General features: G+C 72.1%; 15 protein-coding genes. 14 read left to right on the forward strand and 1 reads right to left on the reverse strand.

The annotated features are described in order from the left end of the window. Positions 1–92: 92 nt before the first annotated feature. Positions 93–1,115, reverse strand: a complete 1,023-nt coding sequence (locus tag BM424_RS27030; RefSeq protein WP_093423778.1) for a polysaccharide deacetylase family protein — start codon at positions 1,113–1,115, stop codon at positions 93–95. Positions 1,116–1,292: 177 nt separating this feature from the next. On the opposite strand from BM424_RS27030, the gene BM424_RS27035 reads away from it, so the two are divergent. From BM424_RS27035 to BM424_RS27100, 14 genes are all read left to right on the forward strand, one after another. Then, positions 1,293–2,876, forward strand: coding sequence for a putative glycoside hydrolase (locus BM424_RS27035; RefSeq protein ID WP_093423781.1), 1,584 nt, complete (start codon positions 1,293–1,295; stop codon positions 2,874–2,876). Positions 2,877–2,948: 72 nt separating this feature from the next. After that, a complete protein-coding gene (ggt, locus tag BM424_RS27040) occupies positions 2,949–4,733 on the forward strand; it encodes a gamma-glutamyltransferase (RefSeq protein ID WP_093423784.1) in 1,785 nt (594 codons plus the stop codon). 93 nt (positions 4,734–4,826) lie between these two features. Then, positions 4,827–5,372, forward strand: a complete 546-nt coding sequence (def, locus tag BM424_RS27045) for a peptide deformylase (protein ID WP_093423787.1) — start codon at positions 4,827–4,829, stop codon at positions 5,370–5,372. A 2-nt stretch (positions 5,373–5,374) separates the two neighbouring features. Beyond that, positions 5,375–6,298 carry a methionyl-tRNA formyltransferase gene (gene fmt / locus BM424_RS27050; RefSeq protein WP_093423790.1) on the forward strand — a complete coding sequence of 308 codons (924 nt, stop codon included), beginning with the start codon at positions 5,375–5,377 and terminating at the stop codon, positions 6,296–6,298. Continuing rightward, positions 6,295–7,704, forward strand: coding sequence for an RsmB/NOP family class I SAM-dependent RNA methyltransferase (locus BM424_RS27055; protein ID WP_093423794.1), 1,410 nt, complete (start codon positions 6,295–6,297; stop codon positions 7,702–7,704). The genes fmt and BM424_RS27055 overlap by 4 nt, the downstream gene beginning before the upstream one ends. 22 nt (positions 7,705–7,726) lie before the next feature. Further along, positions 7,727–8,179, forward strand: coding sequence for a nucleoside deaminase (locus BM424_RS27060; protein ID WP_093423797.1), 453 nt, complete (start codon positions 7,727–7,729; stop codon positions 8,177–8,179). 74 nt (positions 8,180–8,253) lie between these two features. Then, positions 8,254–8,661 (forward strand): OsmC family protein, encoded by a 408-nt coding sequence (locus BM424_RS27065; RefSeq protein WP_093423800.1) that lies wholly within the window; start codon positions 8,254–8,256, stop codon positions 8,659–8,661. Between the two features lie 250 nt (positions 8,662–8,911). Beyond that, positions 8,912–10,297, forward strand: coding sequence for an amino acid permease (locus BM424_RS27070; RefSeq protein WP_245776165.1), 1,386 nt, complete (start codon positions 8,912–8,914; stop codon positions 10,295–10,297). A gap of 114 nt (positions 10,298–10,411) precedes the next feature. Beyond that, on the forward strand, positions 10,412–11,092 hold the full coding sequence (gene rpe, locus BM424_RS27075) for a ribulose-phosphate 3-epimerase (RefSeq protein WP_093423805.1): 681 nt from the start codon (positions 10,412–10,414) through the stop codon (positions 11,090–11,092). A 36-nt stretch (positions 11,093–11,128) separates the two neighbouring features. Beyond that, the gene (ribD, locus tag BM424_RS27080) at positions 11,129–12,148 is read left to right on the forward strand and encodes a bifunctional diaminohydroxyphosphoribosylaminopyrimidine deaminase/5-amino-6-(5-phosphoribosylamino)uracil reductase RibD (protein ID WP_093423807.1); all 1,020 of its coding nucleotides are present in this window, start codon (positions 11,129–11,131) and stop codon (positions 12,146–12,148) included. 49 nt (positions 12,149–12,197) lie between these two features. After that, positions 12,198–12,857 (forward strand): riboflavin synthase, encoded by a 660-nt coding sequence (locus tag BM424_RS27085; RefSeq protein WP_093423810.1) that lies wholly within the window; start codon positions 12,198–12,200, stop codon positions 12,855–12,857. Continuing rightward, on the forward strand, positions 12,854–14,152 hold the full coding sequence (locus BM424_RS27090; RefSeq protein WP_093423812.1) for a bifunctional 3,4-dihydroxy-2-butanone-4-phosphate synthase/GTP cyclohydrolase II: 1,299 nt from the start codon (positions 12,854–12,856) through the stop codon (positions 14,150–14,152). The genes BM424_RS27085 and BM424_RS27090 overlap by 4 nt, the downstream gene beginning before the upstream one ends. 40 nt (positions 14,153–14,192) lie before the next feature. Beyond that, positions 14,193–14,693: a 6,7-dimethyl-8-ribityllumazine synthase gene (gene ribH, locus BM424_RS27095; RefSeq protein WP_093423815.1), complete on the forward strand. Its 501-nt coding sequence runs from the start codon at positions 14,193–14,195 to the stop codon at positions 14,691–14,693. Next, on the forward strand, positions 14,690–15,127 hold the full coding sequence (locus BM424_RS27100; RefSeq protein WP_093423817.1) for a PH domain-containing protein: 438 nt from the start codon (positions 14,690–14,692) through the stop codon (positions 15,125–15,127). The genes ribH and BM424_RS27100 overlap by 4 nt, the downstream gene beginning before the upstream one ends. The last annotated feature ends 183 nt before the right edge of the window (positions 15,128–15,310 follow it).

A 15,310-nucleotide genomic window follows, 5' to 3' on the forward strand; every position in this document is an offset into this window, starting at 1 on the left:
ACGAGTGGTGACCGGTTCACTCCCGCCATCCGGTTTCGGCGAACTGCCGCACTCCGCTGCTCCTCGCGGGCGCGAACCGGTCACCACTCGGGTCAGTAGCGCTGCACGTTCGGCGCGGAGGGGGCCGGCTGCGTCGTGGCCGAGTTCGGCGCCGAAGTCTTGGCCGGGTCGCCGTCGGAGGTGTAGCGCGAGGCCGGGTCGGCGGCGAGCTTGTCCAGCCACGCCGTCGAGCCGTAGTTCGCGTCCTCGCCGGTGGGGCCCTGCGAGCGGATCCGCGGGATGTTCGCCGGGTCGAAATCGGTGCTGAACGGCGAGGGAGCCGGGTTGGAGCCCACCAGCATCACGCTGGTGTGGTGGTAGGTGACCCCGTCGGCCGAGCCGTCGGAGGCCAGCGCCTCGTCGTCGGGGTGCATGCCCAGCGGCAGCGCCAGCGAGTCCACCCGCAGTCCCGGAACCGCGTCGGTGATGATCTTCTGCATCCCGGCGATCTCGTGCTGGGCCTGCTCGGAGGAGACCTTGCCGAGGTTGGGGTGGTCGAGGGTGTGGTTGCCGATCTCGAAACCGTTGTCGTGCAACCAGGTGAGACTGCGCCGACCGGTGGGTTCCTCGAACGGCGGGTTGAACACGTACATCGTCGCCACCGGGCGGAAACCCGGGTTGTCCTTCGCGACCGACAGCAGGATGCCGATCGCCGAGTCCGGGGCCGGATTGCCCGAAGTGTCCACAGTGAACTGCGAGGCGGAACCGTCGTCGAAGGTGAGCACCACGGGGTGCTTGCCCGCCGGGATGTCGATCTTCCCGGTGGCGTACTCGGTGGCCGTCACCGGAACGTAATCCTCGCGGACCAGGCGCTCCAGCTCGGCGCGGAAATCGTCGGGGGTGCGGTCGTAGACGCTGCTCGGAGCGGGTGTGATGCGGTGGTACATCAGCACCGGCACGTCCCCGAGCTCGTTGGCCCCGACCGAGGCCGGGTCCGGGGGCGGCGGGGGAGCGGGCGGTGCGGCGGGAGCGGCGGGCGGCGGTGGCGGAGCGGGCGCGGCGGGTGCGCTGCACGCGGCCGAGGCGCACAGCATCACGAGAGCGGCGGCGCGGAGCGCGGTTCTGGAAGGCAACATCGGAACCAACGGTATAGATCAGGTTCCGCCGCCGGGATACTCCAAGTGGCCAATTGATCTAGCCCGATCCGACTGCGACAGTGGGTTCCCCGGCCGCGCAGTCGCGGCCGATCCCAATTGTCCAGCAAGGAAATTCGTGCACCGCGCGAGTTCGCCTAAGTCGGGGAGGCGAAACCGATGTCGGATGCTGCGTCTGCGCGCGCCCGCATCAAGGCCATCAGCGCCGGAATGCCCAAGTACGTGGTGATCGGAGTAGTGACCGCCCTGGTGGTGCTCTTCGGTTTCCTCCTGTTGCGCACACTGTCCACTGAGGACGTGAAGATCACCGGTCTGGCTCAACCGGTGAACACGGATGCCGAATTGGGTATCCAGGGCGTGAACAGCGCCAAGATCACGGTCGACGGCCGGGAAGTCGCCGCGCGGCAGGTCCCGGGTGGTCTGACCCTGGCTCCCGCCGGTCTTCCGGACGGCAAGCACGAGCTCGTCGTGGAAGCCCCGCGGAGCATCTCCTGGCTCGGTTCAGACACCACGAGTCACGAGTTCACTGTGGACACCACGCCGCCGGACCTCCAGGTCGATGACTCGCTGCGACCGGACGGGCCCAACCGCCCGGTCACCGTCACCGGCAAGGCGCACGGCGCCGAGCGCGTGGAGGTCGCGGGCAAGCAGGTCAGGACCGATCCGCAGGGCGCGTTCAGCGTCGTCGTCGACAAGCCCGACCGCGACGTCAAGGTCGTGGCCACCGACGCGGCGGGCAACAAGGCCGAGCGCACCATGACCGTCCACATCAAACACCCGGGCATGCGCGCGGTGCACGTCACCGGCATGGCCTGGACCAGCGACTCGCTGCGCGAGCCGATCCTGGACCTGGCCCGCCAGGGCAAGATCGACACCGTCGAGCTCGACCTCAAGGACGAGAGCGGCGAGGTCGTCTACGACTCCCAGGTGCCGATGGCCCAGCAGATCGGCGCGGTCAAGGGCTACTACAACGCCCGCCAGACCCTCGACCAGCTGCACGGCATGGGCGTGCGGGTCGTCGGCCGGCTCGTCGCCTTCAAGGACCCGGTGCTCGGCGCGGCCTCCTGGAACAGCGGCCACCCCGAGCGCGTCGTGCAGACCGCGGGCGGTTCGCCCTGGTCCAGCGGCTACGGCCAGTACGCCTTCACCAACTTCGCCGACCCGGTGGTGCGCCAGTACAACGTCGACATCGCCGCCGAGGCCGCGCAGCTGGGCTTCGACGACGTGCTCTACGACTACGTGCGGCGGCCGGACGGCCACATCAACGAGATGCGGATCCCGAACCTGGTCGGCACCCCGGAGGCGGCCATCGCCGACTTCCTGCGCCAGACCCAGACCGAGGTCCGCTCGCGCGGCGCGCTGCTCGGCGCGTCGGTGTTCGGCATCGCCGTGGACCGGCCCACCGAGATCGCCCAGGACATCCGCCAGATGTCGCAGTACGTCGACTACATCGCGCCGATGGTCTACCCGTCGCACTGGGCGGCCGGGGAGTTCGGCGTCGGCAACCCCAACAGCCAGCCCTACGACATCGTGGCCCGCTCCCTCGGGGCGTTCGCCAAGGCCGTCGAGGGCACGGACGTGCAGATCATCCCGTGGTTGCAGGACTTCAGCCTCGGGGTGTCCTACGGTCCGGGAGAGGTCGCGGCGCAGATCGACGCCGCCCGCAGCAACGGGATGAACTCCTTCCTCCTGTGGGCGCCGAACTGCAGGTACCACGACGCGGCCCTCGCGCCGAGGGGCTGAAGAACGGGCACGGGCCGTTCGCCTTCCGGCTGGGAGGCGGGCGGCCCGTCGTCGTCAGAAGGAGGAGGACACATGAGGTCGAGCATCCGGGTGGGCGTGAGCGCGCTCGGCGCGTGCGCGCTGCTGGCGCCGGTGATCCCGGTGGCCCAGGCGGAACCGGAACCGCCCAAGCAGGCCGAAGCCGTCGGGTACGGCGGCGCGGTCTCCAGCGTCGACCCCGACGCCACCCGGGCGGGCCTGGACGTGCTGCGACGCGGGGGAACCGCGGCCGACGCCGCCGTGGCCACCGCCGCCGCGCTCGGCGTCACCGAGCCCTACTCCGCGGGCATCGGCGGAGGCGGGTACTTCGTGCACTACGACGCCTCGACCGGCCGCGTCGAGACGATCGACGGCCGCGAGACCGCTCCGTCGGCAGCGGGCGAGGACCTGTTCCTGGACCACGGCGAGCCGATCCCCTTCGACGAAGCGGTGACCAGCGGGCTCGGCGTCGGCGTGCCCGGCACGCCGCGGACCTGGCAGCGCGCCCTGGAGCGCTGGGGCGAGAAGGACCTCGCCGAGGTGCTGCGCCCGGCCGAGAAGCTCGCGCGCGAGGGCTTCGTCGTCGACGACACCTTCCGCGAGCAGACCGCCGACAACCAGGAGCGCTTCAGCGCCTTCCCCGCCACCCGCGACCTGTTCCTGCCCGGCGGGCAGCCCCCGGCCGTCGGCAGCGTGTTCCGCAATCCCGACCTCGCCGAGACCTACCGCCAGCTCGGCGAGCAGGGCGTGGAGGCGCTGCACTCCGGCGACATCGGCGCCGACCTCGTCCGCACCGTCAACCACCCGCCCGTCGACCCCGCCTCCGGCCGCACCGTGCGGCCCGGGGCCATGACCACCGAGGACCTGCGCGACTACCGGGCCCTCGACCGCGAGCCCACGCGCTCGGGCTACCGCGGGCTCGACGTCTACGGCATGGCGCCGTCGGGTTCCGGCGGCACCACCGTCGGCGAAGCGCTCAACATCCTGGAACGCTCCGACCTCACCGCCGCCGACAAGACCGGCTACCTGCACCGCTACCTGGAGGCGAGCAAGCTCGGCTTCGCCGACCGCAACCGGTGGGTCGGCGACCCCGCGTTCTCCGACGTGCCCACCGACGGTCTGCTCGACGACGAGTTCGCAGCCTCCCGCGAATGCCTGATCAGCGACGACGCCGCCCTGCCCGCGCCCGTCGCGCCCGGCGACCCGGCCGCCCCGCAGGGCTGCCCCAGCGAAAAGGGGAGTGGCGAGCCCTACGAGGGCCCCAACACCACGCACCTGACCGTGGCCGACGCGCGCGGCGACGTCGTGTCCTACACGCTGACCATCGAGCAGACCGGCGGCAGCGGCATCGTCGTGCCCGGACGCGGGTTCCTGCTCAACAACGAGCTCACCGACTTCAGCTTCACCCCGGTCACCCCCGGCGTGCCCGACCCGAACCTGCCGGGACCGGGCAAGCGGCCGCGCAGCTCGATGAGCCCGACGATCGTGCTCCACGACGGCCGGCCCGCGCTCGCGCTCGGCAGCCCCGGCGGGGCGACGATCATCACCACCGTGCTGCAGACCCTCACCGGCCGGCTCGACCGCGGCCTGTCGCTGGTCGACGCGATCGCCGAACCCCGCGCCTCGCAGCGCAACAGCGCCACCACCGACGCCGAACCCGCCTTCCTCGCCCAGCCCGAGGCGGCGAAGCTCGAAGCGCTCGGCCACCGCTTCGAGACCACCGACGAGATCGGCGCCGCCACCGGCGTCGAACGCCTCCCGGACGGCCGGTGGCTCGCCGCCGCCGAACCCCACCGCCGGGGCGGCGGCGCGGCCGGAGTGGTGCTGCCGACTCCCTGACCGAGCGCGCCCCGGCCGCAGGTGCGGCGGTCGGCCGGGGCGCGCGTCCGGCTACTAGACTCGTCGGGTCGTAGCCGACGTGAGGGAGACCAGGTGACCGTCCAGCCGATCAGACTCTTCGGCGACCCCGTCCTGCGCACCAAGGCCGACGAGGTGGTCGACTTCGACAAGGAGCTGCGCACCCTCGTCAAGGACCTCTGGGACACCATGGAGGACCAGGGCGGAGCCGGACTCGCCGCGCCCCAGCTGGGCGTGAGCCTGCGCGTGTTCACCTACCACTGCGACGGCTTCGCCGGGCACCTCATCAACCCCACCTGGACCGCCGTCGGCGGCGACGACCAGCTCGGGCCCGAGGGCTGCCTGTCCATCCCCGGCATGTCCTGGGACTGCCTGCGCTCCCAGCACGTCGTCGCGCGCGGCTGGAACCTCCACGGCGAGCCCGTCGAGGTCGAGGGCACCGACCTGCTCGCGCGCTGCATCCAGCACGAGACCGACCACCTCGACGGCGTGCTGTTCCTCGACCGGCTCGACGAGGAGACCCGCAAGGCCGCGATGCGCGAGATCCGCCAGGCCCCCTGGTTCGACGGCGCCACCCCGGTCATCAAGCAGAACCCGCACCCGCTGTTCGGAGGCCGCTGAGCATGCGCGTGGTCTTCGCCGGAACGCCCGCGCCCGCCGTGCCCGCGCTGCAGGCGCTGATCGACTCCGACCGGCACGAGGTCGCCGCCGTGGTCACCCGGCCCGACGCGCCCGCCGGGCGCGGCCGCAAGCTGGTGCGCTCGCCCGTCGGGGCGCTCGCCGACGAGCACGGCATCGAGGTCCTCACCCCCGCCAAGGCCTCCGACCCGGAGTTCCTGGCGCGGCTGCGCGAGATCGACCCCGACTGCTGCCCGGTCGTCGCCTACGGCGCGCTGCTGCGCGAGGAGGCGCTGGCGATCCCGCGGCACGGCTGGATCAACCTGCACTTCTCGCTGCTGCCCGCGTGGCGCGGTGCCGCGCCGGTGCAGGCCGCCATCCGGCACGGCGACGAGATCACCGGCGCCAGCACCTTCCGCATCGTCCGCGAACTCGACGCCGGACCGGTCTTCGGCGTGGTCACCGAGCAGATCCGCGCCACCGACACCGCCGGTGAGCTGCTGGAACGCCTGTCGATCTCGGGTGCCGGCCTGCTGGTGGCCACCCTCGACGGCGTCGAGGACGGCAGCGTGCGCGCCGAGGAGCAGCCCGCCGACGGCGTCAGCTACGCGCCCAAGGTCACCGTCGAGGACGCCAAGGTCGACTTCACCGCGCCCGCCGCGGCCGTCGACCGGCTGATCCGCGCCGTCACGCCCGAGCCCGGCGCGTGGGCGTGGCTGGGGGAGGAGCGGTTCAAGCTCGGCCCCGTCACGATCACCGACGAGCAGCTGCCGCCCGGGCGGATCGAGGCCGAGAAGCGCCGGGTCCTGGTCGGCACCGGCACCACCGCCGTCGCGCTCGGTCAGGTCCAGGCGGCGGGCAAGAAGCGCATGGCCGCCACCGACTGGGCGCGCGGAACCCGCATCGAGCAAGGAGACAAGCTCCAGTGACTGAACGCCGCCGACGGCCCTCCCGCCCGTCGAAGGCCCGCCCGCCGCAGCGCAAGGCCAACCCGCGACCGGTGGACGTCGACCCGGTGCGGCTGGTCGCGGTGGAGACGCTGCGCGCGGTCCGCGAGCGCGACGCCTACGCCAACCTCGCGCTGCCCCCGCTGCTCCAGCAGCGGCGCCTCACCGGCCGGGACGCGGCGCTGGCCACCGAGCTCACCTACGGCGCCTGCCGGGCGCAGGGCCTGCTGGACGCGGTGATCGGCGAGTGCAGCACGCGCCCGCTGTCCGAGATGGACCCGAAGCTGCTCGACGCGCTGCGCGTCGGGGTGTACCAGATCCTGCGCACCCGCATCCCCGCGCACGCCGCCGTGGCCTCCACTGTGGACATCGTGCGGTTCGAGAACGGTTCCAAGCTCTCCGGTTTCGCCAACGCCGTGCTGCGGCGCGCGGCCGAGAAGGACGAGCAGCAGTGGGTCGAGGCGATCGCCCCGGATCGGGACAAGGACCCCGTCGGCCACCTGGCGATGAAGCACGCGCATCCGAAGTGGATCGCGCAGGCCTTCGCCGACGCTCTCGGGCTCGACGAGCTCGAAGCCGCGCTGGCCGCCGACGACGCCCGCCCCGCCGTGCACCTGACCGCGCGGCCCGGCGAGATCAGCGCCGACGAGCTCGCCGCCATCACCGGCGGCGACCCCGCGCCCTACTCGCCCTACGGCGTGCGGCTGGAGTCCGGCGCCGGCGACCCGGGTGACCTGGAACCGGTGCAGGAGGGCTTCGCCGTCGTCCAGGACGAGGGGTCCCAGCTGGTCAGCCTCGCCGTCACCAAGCCCGAGGTCACCGGCTCCGACCTGCGCTGGCTGGACCTGTGCGCCGGACCCGGCGGCAAGGCCGGACTGCTGGGCGCGCTCGTCACGCTCGACGGCGGGACGCTCGACGCCGTCGAGCAGGCGCCGCACCGGGCCGACCTGGTGCGCAAGACCACCGAGGGCCTGTCGGTGACCGTGCACACCGCCGACGGCCGTTCTCCCGGCCTGGAACCGGGTTTCGACCGGGTGCTGGTCGACGCGCCGTGCACCGGGCTCGGCGCCCTGCGGCGGCGCCCCGAGGCGCGCTGGCGGCGCACGCCCGGCGACGTCGGGGAGCTGACCAAGCTGCAGCGCGAACTGCTGCTCTCGGCGATCGAGCTCACCCGGCCCGGCGGGATCGTCGGCTACGTCGTGTGCTCGCCGCACCTGCCCGAGACCGAGGGCGTGGTGGCCGACGTCGTGCGGCGCACCGGCGTCACCCAGCTCGACGCGCGCGAGCACTTCCCGGACGTCCCCGACCTGGGCGACGGGCCGGGCGTGCAGCTGTGGCCGCACCGGCACGGCACCGACGCGATGTTCTGCGCCCTCTTCCGGGTCTGACGGTCCCGGTTCTGACGAAGGAGTGTCCGCAGTGGACTACGGGCAGTGGTTGCGGGTCGCCGTCGCCGAAGCCGAGGCGGGCCTGGCCTCCGGCGGCATCCCCATCGGCGCCGCGCTGATCGGCCCCGACGGCGCGGTGCTCGGGCGCGGGCACAACCGGCGGGTGCAGGACGACGACCCGTCGGTGCACGGCGAGACCGCGGCCTTCCGCGACGCCGGGCGCCAGCGCTCCTACGCCGACACGACGATGGTCACGACCCTGTCGCCGTGCTGGTACTGCAGCGGGCTGATCAGGCAGTTCGGCATCGGGCGGGTCGTCATCGGCGAGGCCCGCAACTTCCACGGCGGCCACGACTGGCTGGCCGAGCACGGCGTGGACGTCGTCGTCCTCGACGACCCCGGCTGCACCCGCATGATGGCCGACTTCATCGCCGCGCACCCCCGCCTCTGGAACGAGGACATCGGGGAGAGCTGATCTCCCTCCGGTGGGAACAACGCGGGGAGCGCGGTGGTTCTGCCGAGGCAGTCGACGATTTCGAAGGTGGTCCCATGTCCTCCACTCCGGTCGAAGTGACCCGCACCGGCGAGCACACGTTCACCGCGACCAACTCGCGCGGCGCCGAGGTCGCGGTGGGCCGCGACGGCGCGCCCGGCGCCTTCACCCCCGGTGAGCTGCTGCTCGCGGCCGTCGCCGCCTGCTCCGCGGTGACCAGCGAGAACCTCGTCATCCGCCGGATCGGCGAGGACGGCGAGCTCGTCGCCCGCGCCGACCGCACCAAGAACCCGGACGACGACCACAAGTTCGCCGAGATCCAGGTCTCCCTCGACGCCGACCTCGACGGCGTGCCGGACCGCGACAAGCTCCTCGACGCCGTCCAGCGGGCGATCGAGAACTACTGCACGGTCAGCCGCTCGGTCGAGGAGTCCACCCCCATCACCCTCACCCTCCCCCGCTGAGCGCTTCCTGCGCTGTCTCCCGCGCCGCGGTCGTCTCCCCGGGGGCTCCGTGGTTCTGGAGGGGGACAGTTTTTGCCAGAACTGTCCATGATCAATGTCCCTTTTGCCCGGACAGTTTTCACTAAAACTGTCGTGCTCCCGGTGTTGCACCCGTCGCAGGCAACGCTTCGGTAGCCGAGGGCCCGCGGGAAGCGGTGCGGGTCGTAAGGTGCTGGGGCGTTGTAGATCGGCAAGGAGCAGGAGGCAGCAGGTGGTCGAGGACACCGCACCGGCCGAGCAGTCCGGGTTGCGCCGGGCGCTGTCCGCGCGCCAGGTGGGCATGATCGCCATCGGCGGCGCGATCGGGACCGGACTGTTCCTCAGTTCCGGGCTGGCGATCTCGGTCGCCGGACCTGCCGTGATCATCGCCTACGCCGTGGCCGCCCTGGCCGCGCTGGCGCTGGCCTACGCGCTGGCCGAGATGGTCGTGGTCCACCCCGAGGCGGGCGGCTTCGGCGCCGTCATCCGCGAGTACCTCGGCGGCCTGCCCGGTTTCGTCTCGCGCTGGATGTACTGGGCCGCGCAGGTGGTCAACATCGGCAGCGAGGTCATCGCCGCCGGCCTCTACCTCCAGTTCTGGTACCCGCAGATCCCCCTGTGGGTGCCGGTCGTGGGCTTCTCCGTGGTGATGCTGGCGGTCAACTTCGCGGCGGTGCGCTTCTTCGGCGAGTTCGAGTACTGGTTCGCCATGATCAAGGTCGCCACCATCGTCGTGTTCATCGCGCTCGGCGTCATCTACATCGTCTTCGGCCTGCCCGGGCACGCCCCCGCGGGCGTGGGGGCGCTCACCGAGCACGGCGGCTTCCTGCCCAACGGCCTCGGCGCGGTGTGGCTCGCGCTGACCGTGGTCACCTTCTCCTACCTGGGCACCGAGGCGTTCTCGATGACCGCCGCCGAGTCCCGCGACCCGTCCCGCGCCGTCCCGCGCGCCGCCCGCAACACCGTGCTGCGGCTCGCGCTGTTCTACGTGCTGGGCATGGCCGTGGTCGTCTCGATCCTGCCGTGGAACGAGGTGTCGTCCTCCGACGCGGTCTCCGAGAGCCCGTTCGTGCGGTTGTTCAGCATGGTCGGCATCCCCGCGGCGGCCGGGATCATGAACTTCGTGGTGCTCACCGCGGCCCTGTCGGCGATGAACACCAACCTGTACCTGACCGCCCGGATGACCCACTCGCTGGCGCTCGACGGCTACGCCCCCAAGTGGTTCGCCGGGGTGAGCTCCAACGGCGTCCCGCGACGCGCCCTGGTGCTGTCCGCGCTGGGCCTGGCGCTGGCCTCCGCGCTGGCGTTCTTCACCGAAAAGAGCGCGTTCCCGCTGCTCATGGGCCTGGCGCTGTTCGCGGCGCTGGTGGTCTGGCTGATGATCTTCGGCTCGCACCTGGTGTTCCGCCGCCGTCGCGCCGCCCAGGGCCTGGAGCCCTCGCCGGTGCGGCTGCCGGGCGCCCCGGTGACCACCGCGCTGGCGATGCTGTTCGTGGCCGCCGTGCTGCTGACGACGCCGTTCACCGAGCAGTTCAACACCGCGTGGAAGGCGGGCGTGCCGGCCCTGGTGGTGCTGGCGATCGCCTACTACGCGATCAAGCGCAGGCAGCGGGCTTGACCGAGAAAGGCGCGTCCCCGCGACCGTTCGTCACGGGGACGCGACCGTCGGAGGAGGGCGTGGCGGTCGGCGCGGCCGGTGGCATTTAAACTCGCGCATGTGTCGAACCAGCCGATGATCGCGCCTTCCATCCTCTCCGCAGATTTCGCCCGGCTCGCCGACGAGATCTCCGCCGTCGGCGGAGAGCCCGGCAAGCGGGCCGACTGGCTCCACGTCGACGTGATGGACGCGCACTTCGTGCCGAACCTCACGCTGGGCCTGCCGGTCGTCCAGTCCATCCTCAAGACGACCGACATCCCGATCGACTGCCACCTCATGATCGAGGACCCGGACCGCTGGGCCCCCGGTTACGCCGAGGCCGGCGCGCACAACGTCACCGTGCACGTCGAGGCCGCCCACAACCCGGTCAACCTCGCCAAGGACCTGCGCGCCGCCGGCGCCAAGGCCGGTCTGGCGATCAAGCCGGGCACCAACTTCGACGACTACGTCGAGGTCCTCAAGCACTACGACACCCTGCTGGTGATGTCGGTCGAGCCGGGCTTCGGCGGCCAGAAGTTCATCGCCGACGTGCTCGACAAGGTCCGCAAGGCGCGGCAGCTGGTCGACACCGGCCACCTGAAGCTGCTGGTCGAGATCGACGGCGGCATCAACGCCGACACCATCGAGCAGGCCGCCGAAGCCGGTGTGGACTGCTTCGTGGCGGGCTCGGCGGTCTACAACGGCAAGGACCCGGCCGAGGCCATCGAGGCCCTGCGCGGCCTCGCCGCCCCGGCGTACGCCCACGCCCGGGCCTGATCTCACCACCGCCGCGCATCGCCCGAGGAGCACGTCATGACCGCTGAGGTCGAAGCACGGGCGATGCGCGCCGCGATCGCGGCCGGCGAGCGGGTCCGGGGCACCACCAGCCCCAACCCGCCCGTGGGCTGCGTGATCCTCGACGCGCGCGGCGAGGTCGCCGGCACCGGCGCCACCAGCCCGCCCGGCGGCCCGCACGCCGAGGTCAACGCGCTGCGCGAAGCCGGTCCGCGCGCCGAGGGCGGTACCGCCGTGGTCACCCTCGAACCCTGCGCGCACACCGGCCGCACCCCGCCGTGCGCCGAGGCGCTGCGCGCCGCCGGGGTGGCCCGCGTCGTGCACGCCGTCTCCGACCCGAATCCGTCGGCCGCCGGTGGCGCCGAGGTGCTGCGCGCCGCCGGGGTCGACGTCCACAGTGGTCTGCTCCGCGACGAGGTCGCGAAAGGTCCGCTGCGGGCCTGGTTGCACTTCGTCCACACCGGACGCCCGCATGTAACCTGGAAGTACGCGGCCACATTGGACGGACGTTCGGCGGCCGCGGACGGCACCAGCAAGTGGATCAGCTCCGCGGAGTCGCGGGCCGAGGTGGGCCGGGTTCGCGCGGCGATGGACGCCATCGTCGCGGGCACCGGCACGATCCTCGCCGACGACGCGCAGCTGACCGCCCGCGACCCGGGCGGCGCTCTGCTGGACCGGCAACCGCTGCGCGTGGTCATCGGCGACCGCGAGATCCCACCGGGAGCCCGCGTCCTCGACGACTCCGCCGAGACCGTCCGGCTGCCCGGTGGCGACCCCGCCGCGGCCCTGGCCGAGCTCGCCCGCCGCGGCGCGGTCGACGTGCTGCTGGAAGGCGGGCCGACGCTGGCCGGCGCCTTCTGGCGGGCGCGCCTGGTCGACCGGGTGCTGGCCTACGTCGCCCCCGCGCTGCTGGGATCGGGACCCGCCGCGCTGGGAGACGCGGGCGTGGGAAGCATCTCGCAGGCATGGCGGTTGCGAATCGAAGAGACGACGATGAGTGGCCCGGACGTGCGCATCAGCGCCGTCCCGCAGGACTAGCGGTCCGGGCGGCGGGCAGCGGGGCCCGCAGGGCAGGCAGGAGGCAGCAGTGTTCACCGGGATCGTCGAGGAACTCGGCACCATCGAGACCGTGGAGCCCCTTGAGGACGGCTCGCGGCTGACCATCACCGGTCCGGTGGTCACCCAGGACGCCAAGCACGGCGACTCGATCGCGGTCAACGGCGTCTGTCTCACCGTGGTCACCACCGAGGGCGGGACGTTCACCGTCGACGTGGTCTCCGAGACGCTGCGCCGCTCCTCGCTCAAGCACATCACCGCAGGTGAGCGGGTCAACCTGGAACGCGCCATGGCGCTGGGGGAGCGCCTCGGCGGGCACATCGTGCAGGGCCACGTCGACGGCACGGCCGTGCTGCGCGGCACCGACGAGGCCACCGGCCTGACCTCGTTCGACCTGCCGGGACACCTCGCCCACTACCTGGTGGAGAAGGGGTCGATCACCGTCGACGGCGTCTCGCTGACGGTCGTCGAGGTCGTCGACGGGGAGCCCGCGCGGTTCTCCATCGCGCTCATCCCCACCACCAAGGAGCTGACGACCCTCGGCCGACGCGCCGCGGGTGACGAAGTGAACATCGAAGTGGATGTGCTGGCCAAGCACCTGGAGCGGCTCTCCGCAGCTCAGCTGGCCGCGCACGGCGCTGGTGGACCCGCGGTGACGGGGGACAATGGCGGCATCAGGGAGGCGCGATGAACCCCGAGGACGAGGTTTCGGAAACGGTGAGCACGAACAAGTTCGACACCATCGAGCGGGCGCTGGCCGACATCGCGGCCGGCAAGCCGGTGGTCGTCGTCGACGACGAGGACCGCGAGAACGAGGGCGACCTCATCTTCGCGGCGGAGAAGGCCACGCCGGAGCTGGTGGCCTTCATGGTCCGCTACACCTCGGGATACATCTGCGTCGGCATGCCCGCCGAGGACTGCGACCGGCTCGACCTGCCGCCGATGTACCACTCCAACCAGGACCGCAAGGGCACCGCGTACACGGTCACCGTGGACGCCGCCGAGGGCGTGACCACCGGCATCTCCGCCGCCGACCGCGCCAGGACGCTGCAGGTGCTCGCCGACGCCGACACCACGCCCAAGGACCTCACCCGGCCCGGTCACGTGGTGCCGCTGCGGGCCCGCGAGGGCGGCGTGCTGCGCCGTCCCGGCCACACCGAGGCGTCGGTGGACCTGGCCCGGCTGGCGGGTCTGCGCCCGGCGGGCGCGCTGTGCGAGATCGTCAGCCAGAAGTCCGAGGGCGACATGGCCCGCCGGGACGAGCTGGAGGTCTTCGCCGACGAGCACGACCTGGCGCTGATCACCATCGCCGACCTGATCACCTACCGGCGTCGCTTCGAGAAGCAGGTCGTGCGGGTCGCCGAGGCCCGCATCCCGACCGTGCACGGCACGTTCCGGACCGTCGGCTACGACAGCACGCTCGACGGCATCGAGCACCTGGCGATGGTCTACGGCGACATCGGCGACGGCGAGGACATCCTGGTGCGGGTGCACTCCGAGTGCCTGACCGGCGACGTCATCGGCTCGCTGCGCTGCGACTGCGGTCCGCAGCTGGACGCGGCGATGGCCAAGGTCGCCGAGGCCGGGCGCGGTGTGGTGCTCTACATGCGCGGCCACGAGGGACGCGGCATCGGCCTGATCCACAAGCTGCAGGCCTACCAGCTGCAGGACGACGGCGCCGACACCGTCGACGCCAACGTCGCGCTGGACCTGCCGGTGGACAGCCGCGACTACGGCCAGGGCGCGCAGATCCTCTGCGACCTGGGCATCAAGTCGATGCGGCTGCTCACCAACAACCCGGCCAAGCGCATCGGGCTGGAGGGCTACGGGCTGCGGATCGTCGACCGCGTGCCGCTGCCGATCCGCCCGAACCCGGAGAACATCCGCTACCTGCGGACCAAGCGCGACCGCATGGGCCACGTCCTGGACAATCTCGACGACGGCGAGGACTCGTCGATCAGCGGCGACGCGGGCGTGACCGCGTGACAGCGGTCGGCGAGGCGGAACAGGGAGAGGCGAAGCGCTCATGAGTGGGGAAGGTCGGCCTCGGGTCAGCGTGCCGCAGGCCGGTGACCTGACGCTGGGGATCGCGGCGATCCGCTGGCACGAGAAGCTGGTGGACCAGATGCTCGACCGCGCGGTCGAGGCGGCCAAGGAGGCCGGCATCGCCGAGCCGACCGTGGTGCGCGTGCCGGGCTCGGTGGAGCTGCCGGTGGTGTGCCAGCAGCTGGCGCACTCGCACGACGCGGTGGTGGCGCTGGGCGTGGTCATCCGCGGCGGCACCCCGCACTTCGAGTACGTGTGCGACTCGGTCACCCAGGGCCTGACCCGGGTGTCGCTGGACGAGTCCACGGCCGTCGGCAACGGCGTGCTCACCACCGACGACCTGGAGCAGGCGGTGGCCCGCGCCGGGTTCCCCGACTCCGTCGAGGACAAGGGCTTCGAGGCGACCGCGGCGGCGCTGGAGACCGCGCTGGTGCTGCGCGAGCTGCGCGGCGGCGTCGACGGCGACCGGGGGTTCCTGTGAGCGCCGGGGCGGTGGAGGTGCGCCCGGTCAAGGTCCGGCGGGTGGCGATCCCGATCGCGATCGTGCTGGTGGTGGTGTTCGCGCTGGTCGGCACGCTGCTGCGGGACACCCCGACGGGTGCGGTGTTCAGCGTCTCGGACCAGATCGCGATGGGCTTCCTCGGCGTGCTGCTGGCGGCGGGCGTCATGCTGCTGACCCGGCCGAGGCTGCGCGCCGACGCCGACGGGCTGGAGGTCCGCAACATCATCGGCACCCAGCGGGTCCCGTGGGACCTGGTGCAGGGCGTCACGTTCCCCGACGGCGCGCCGTGGGCCCGCATCGAGCTCCCGGACGACGAGTACGTCCCGGTCATGGCCGTGCAGGCCGCCGACGGCGACCACGCGGTCACGGCCATGCGCCAACTCCGCGAACTCCGCCGCACCATCCACGCCTGACCAGGCCAGAACGCACGCGAAGAGCCCCGGCGATCACCACGATCACCGGGGCTCTTCGCACACCCGCACCCCGCACGACGCCAAAACCTGCGGTATTCGTCGGGCCAAAAACTGCGGTATTCGACCCGACAAATCCTGCGGTTTTTGACCGGTCGAATCCTGCGGTATTTGACCGGGGTGTCG

The sequence above is a fragment of the Saccharopolyspora flava genome (genome assembly GCF_900116135.1).
Taxonomy (GTDB): Bacteria; Actinomycetota; Actinomycetes; order Mycobacteriales; family Pseudonocardiaceae; genus Saccharopolyspora; species Saccharopolyspora flava.

Coding starts and splice junctions, on each gene's coding strand:
- BM424_RS27030 (WP_093423778.1), bottom strand. CDS start 1,115: ATGTTGCCTTCCAGAACCGCGCTCCGCGCCGCCGCTCTCGTGATGCTG.
- BM424_RS27035 (WP_093423781.1), top strand. CDS start 1,293: ATGTCGGATGCTGCGTCTGCGCGCGCCCGCATCAAGGCCATCAGCGCC.
- ggt (WP_093423784.1), top strand. CDS start 2,949: ATGAGGTCGAGCATCCGGGTGGGCGTGAGCGCGCTCGGCGCGTGCGCG.
- fmt (WP_093423790.1), top strand. CDS start 5,375: ATGCGCGTGGTCTTCGCCGGAACGCCCGCGCCCGCCGTGCCCGCGCTG.
- BM424_RS27065 (WP_093423800.1), top strand. CDS start 8,254: ATGTCCTCCACTCCGGTCGAAGTGACCCGCACCGGCGAGCACACGTTC.
- rpe (WP_093423805.1), top strand. CDS start 10,412: ATGATCGCGCCTTCCATCCTCTCCGCAGATTTCGCCCGGCTCGCCGAC.
- ribD (WP_093423807.1), top strand. CDS start 11,129: ATGACCGCTGAGGTCGAAGCACGGGCGATGCGCGCCGCGATCGCGGCC.
- BM424_RS27090 (WP_093423812.1), top strand. CDS start 12,854: ATGAACCCCGAGGACGAGGTTTCGGAAACGGTGAGCACGAACAAGTTC.
- ribH (WP_093423815.1), top strand. CDS start 14,193: ATGAGTGGGGAAGGTCGGCCTCGGGTCAGCGTGCCGCAGGCCGGTGAC.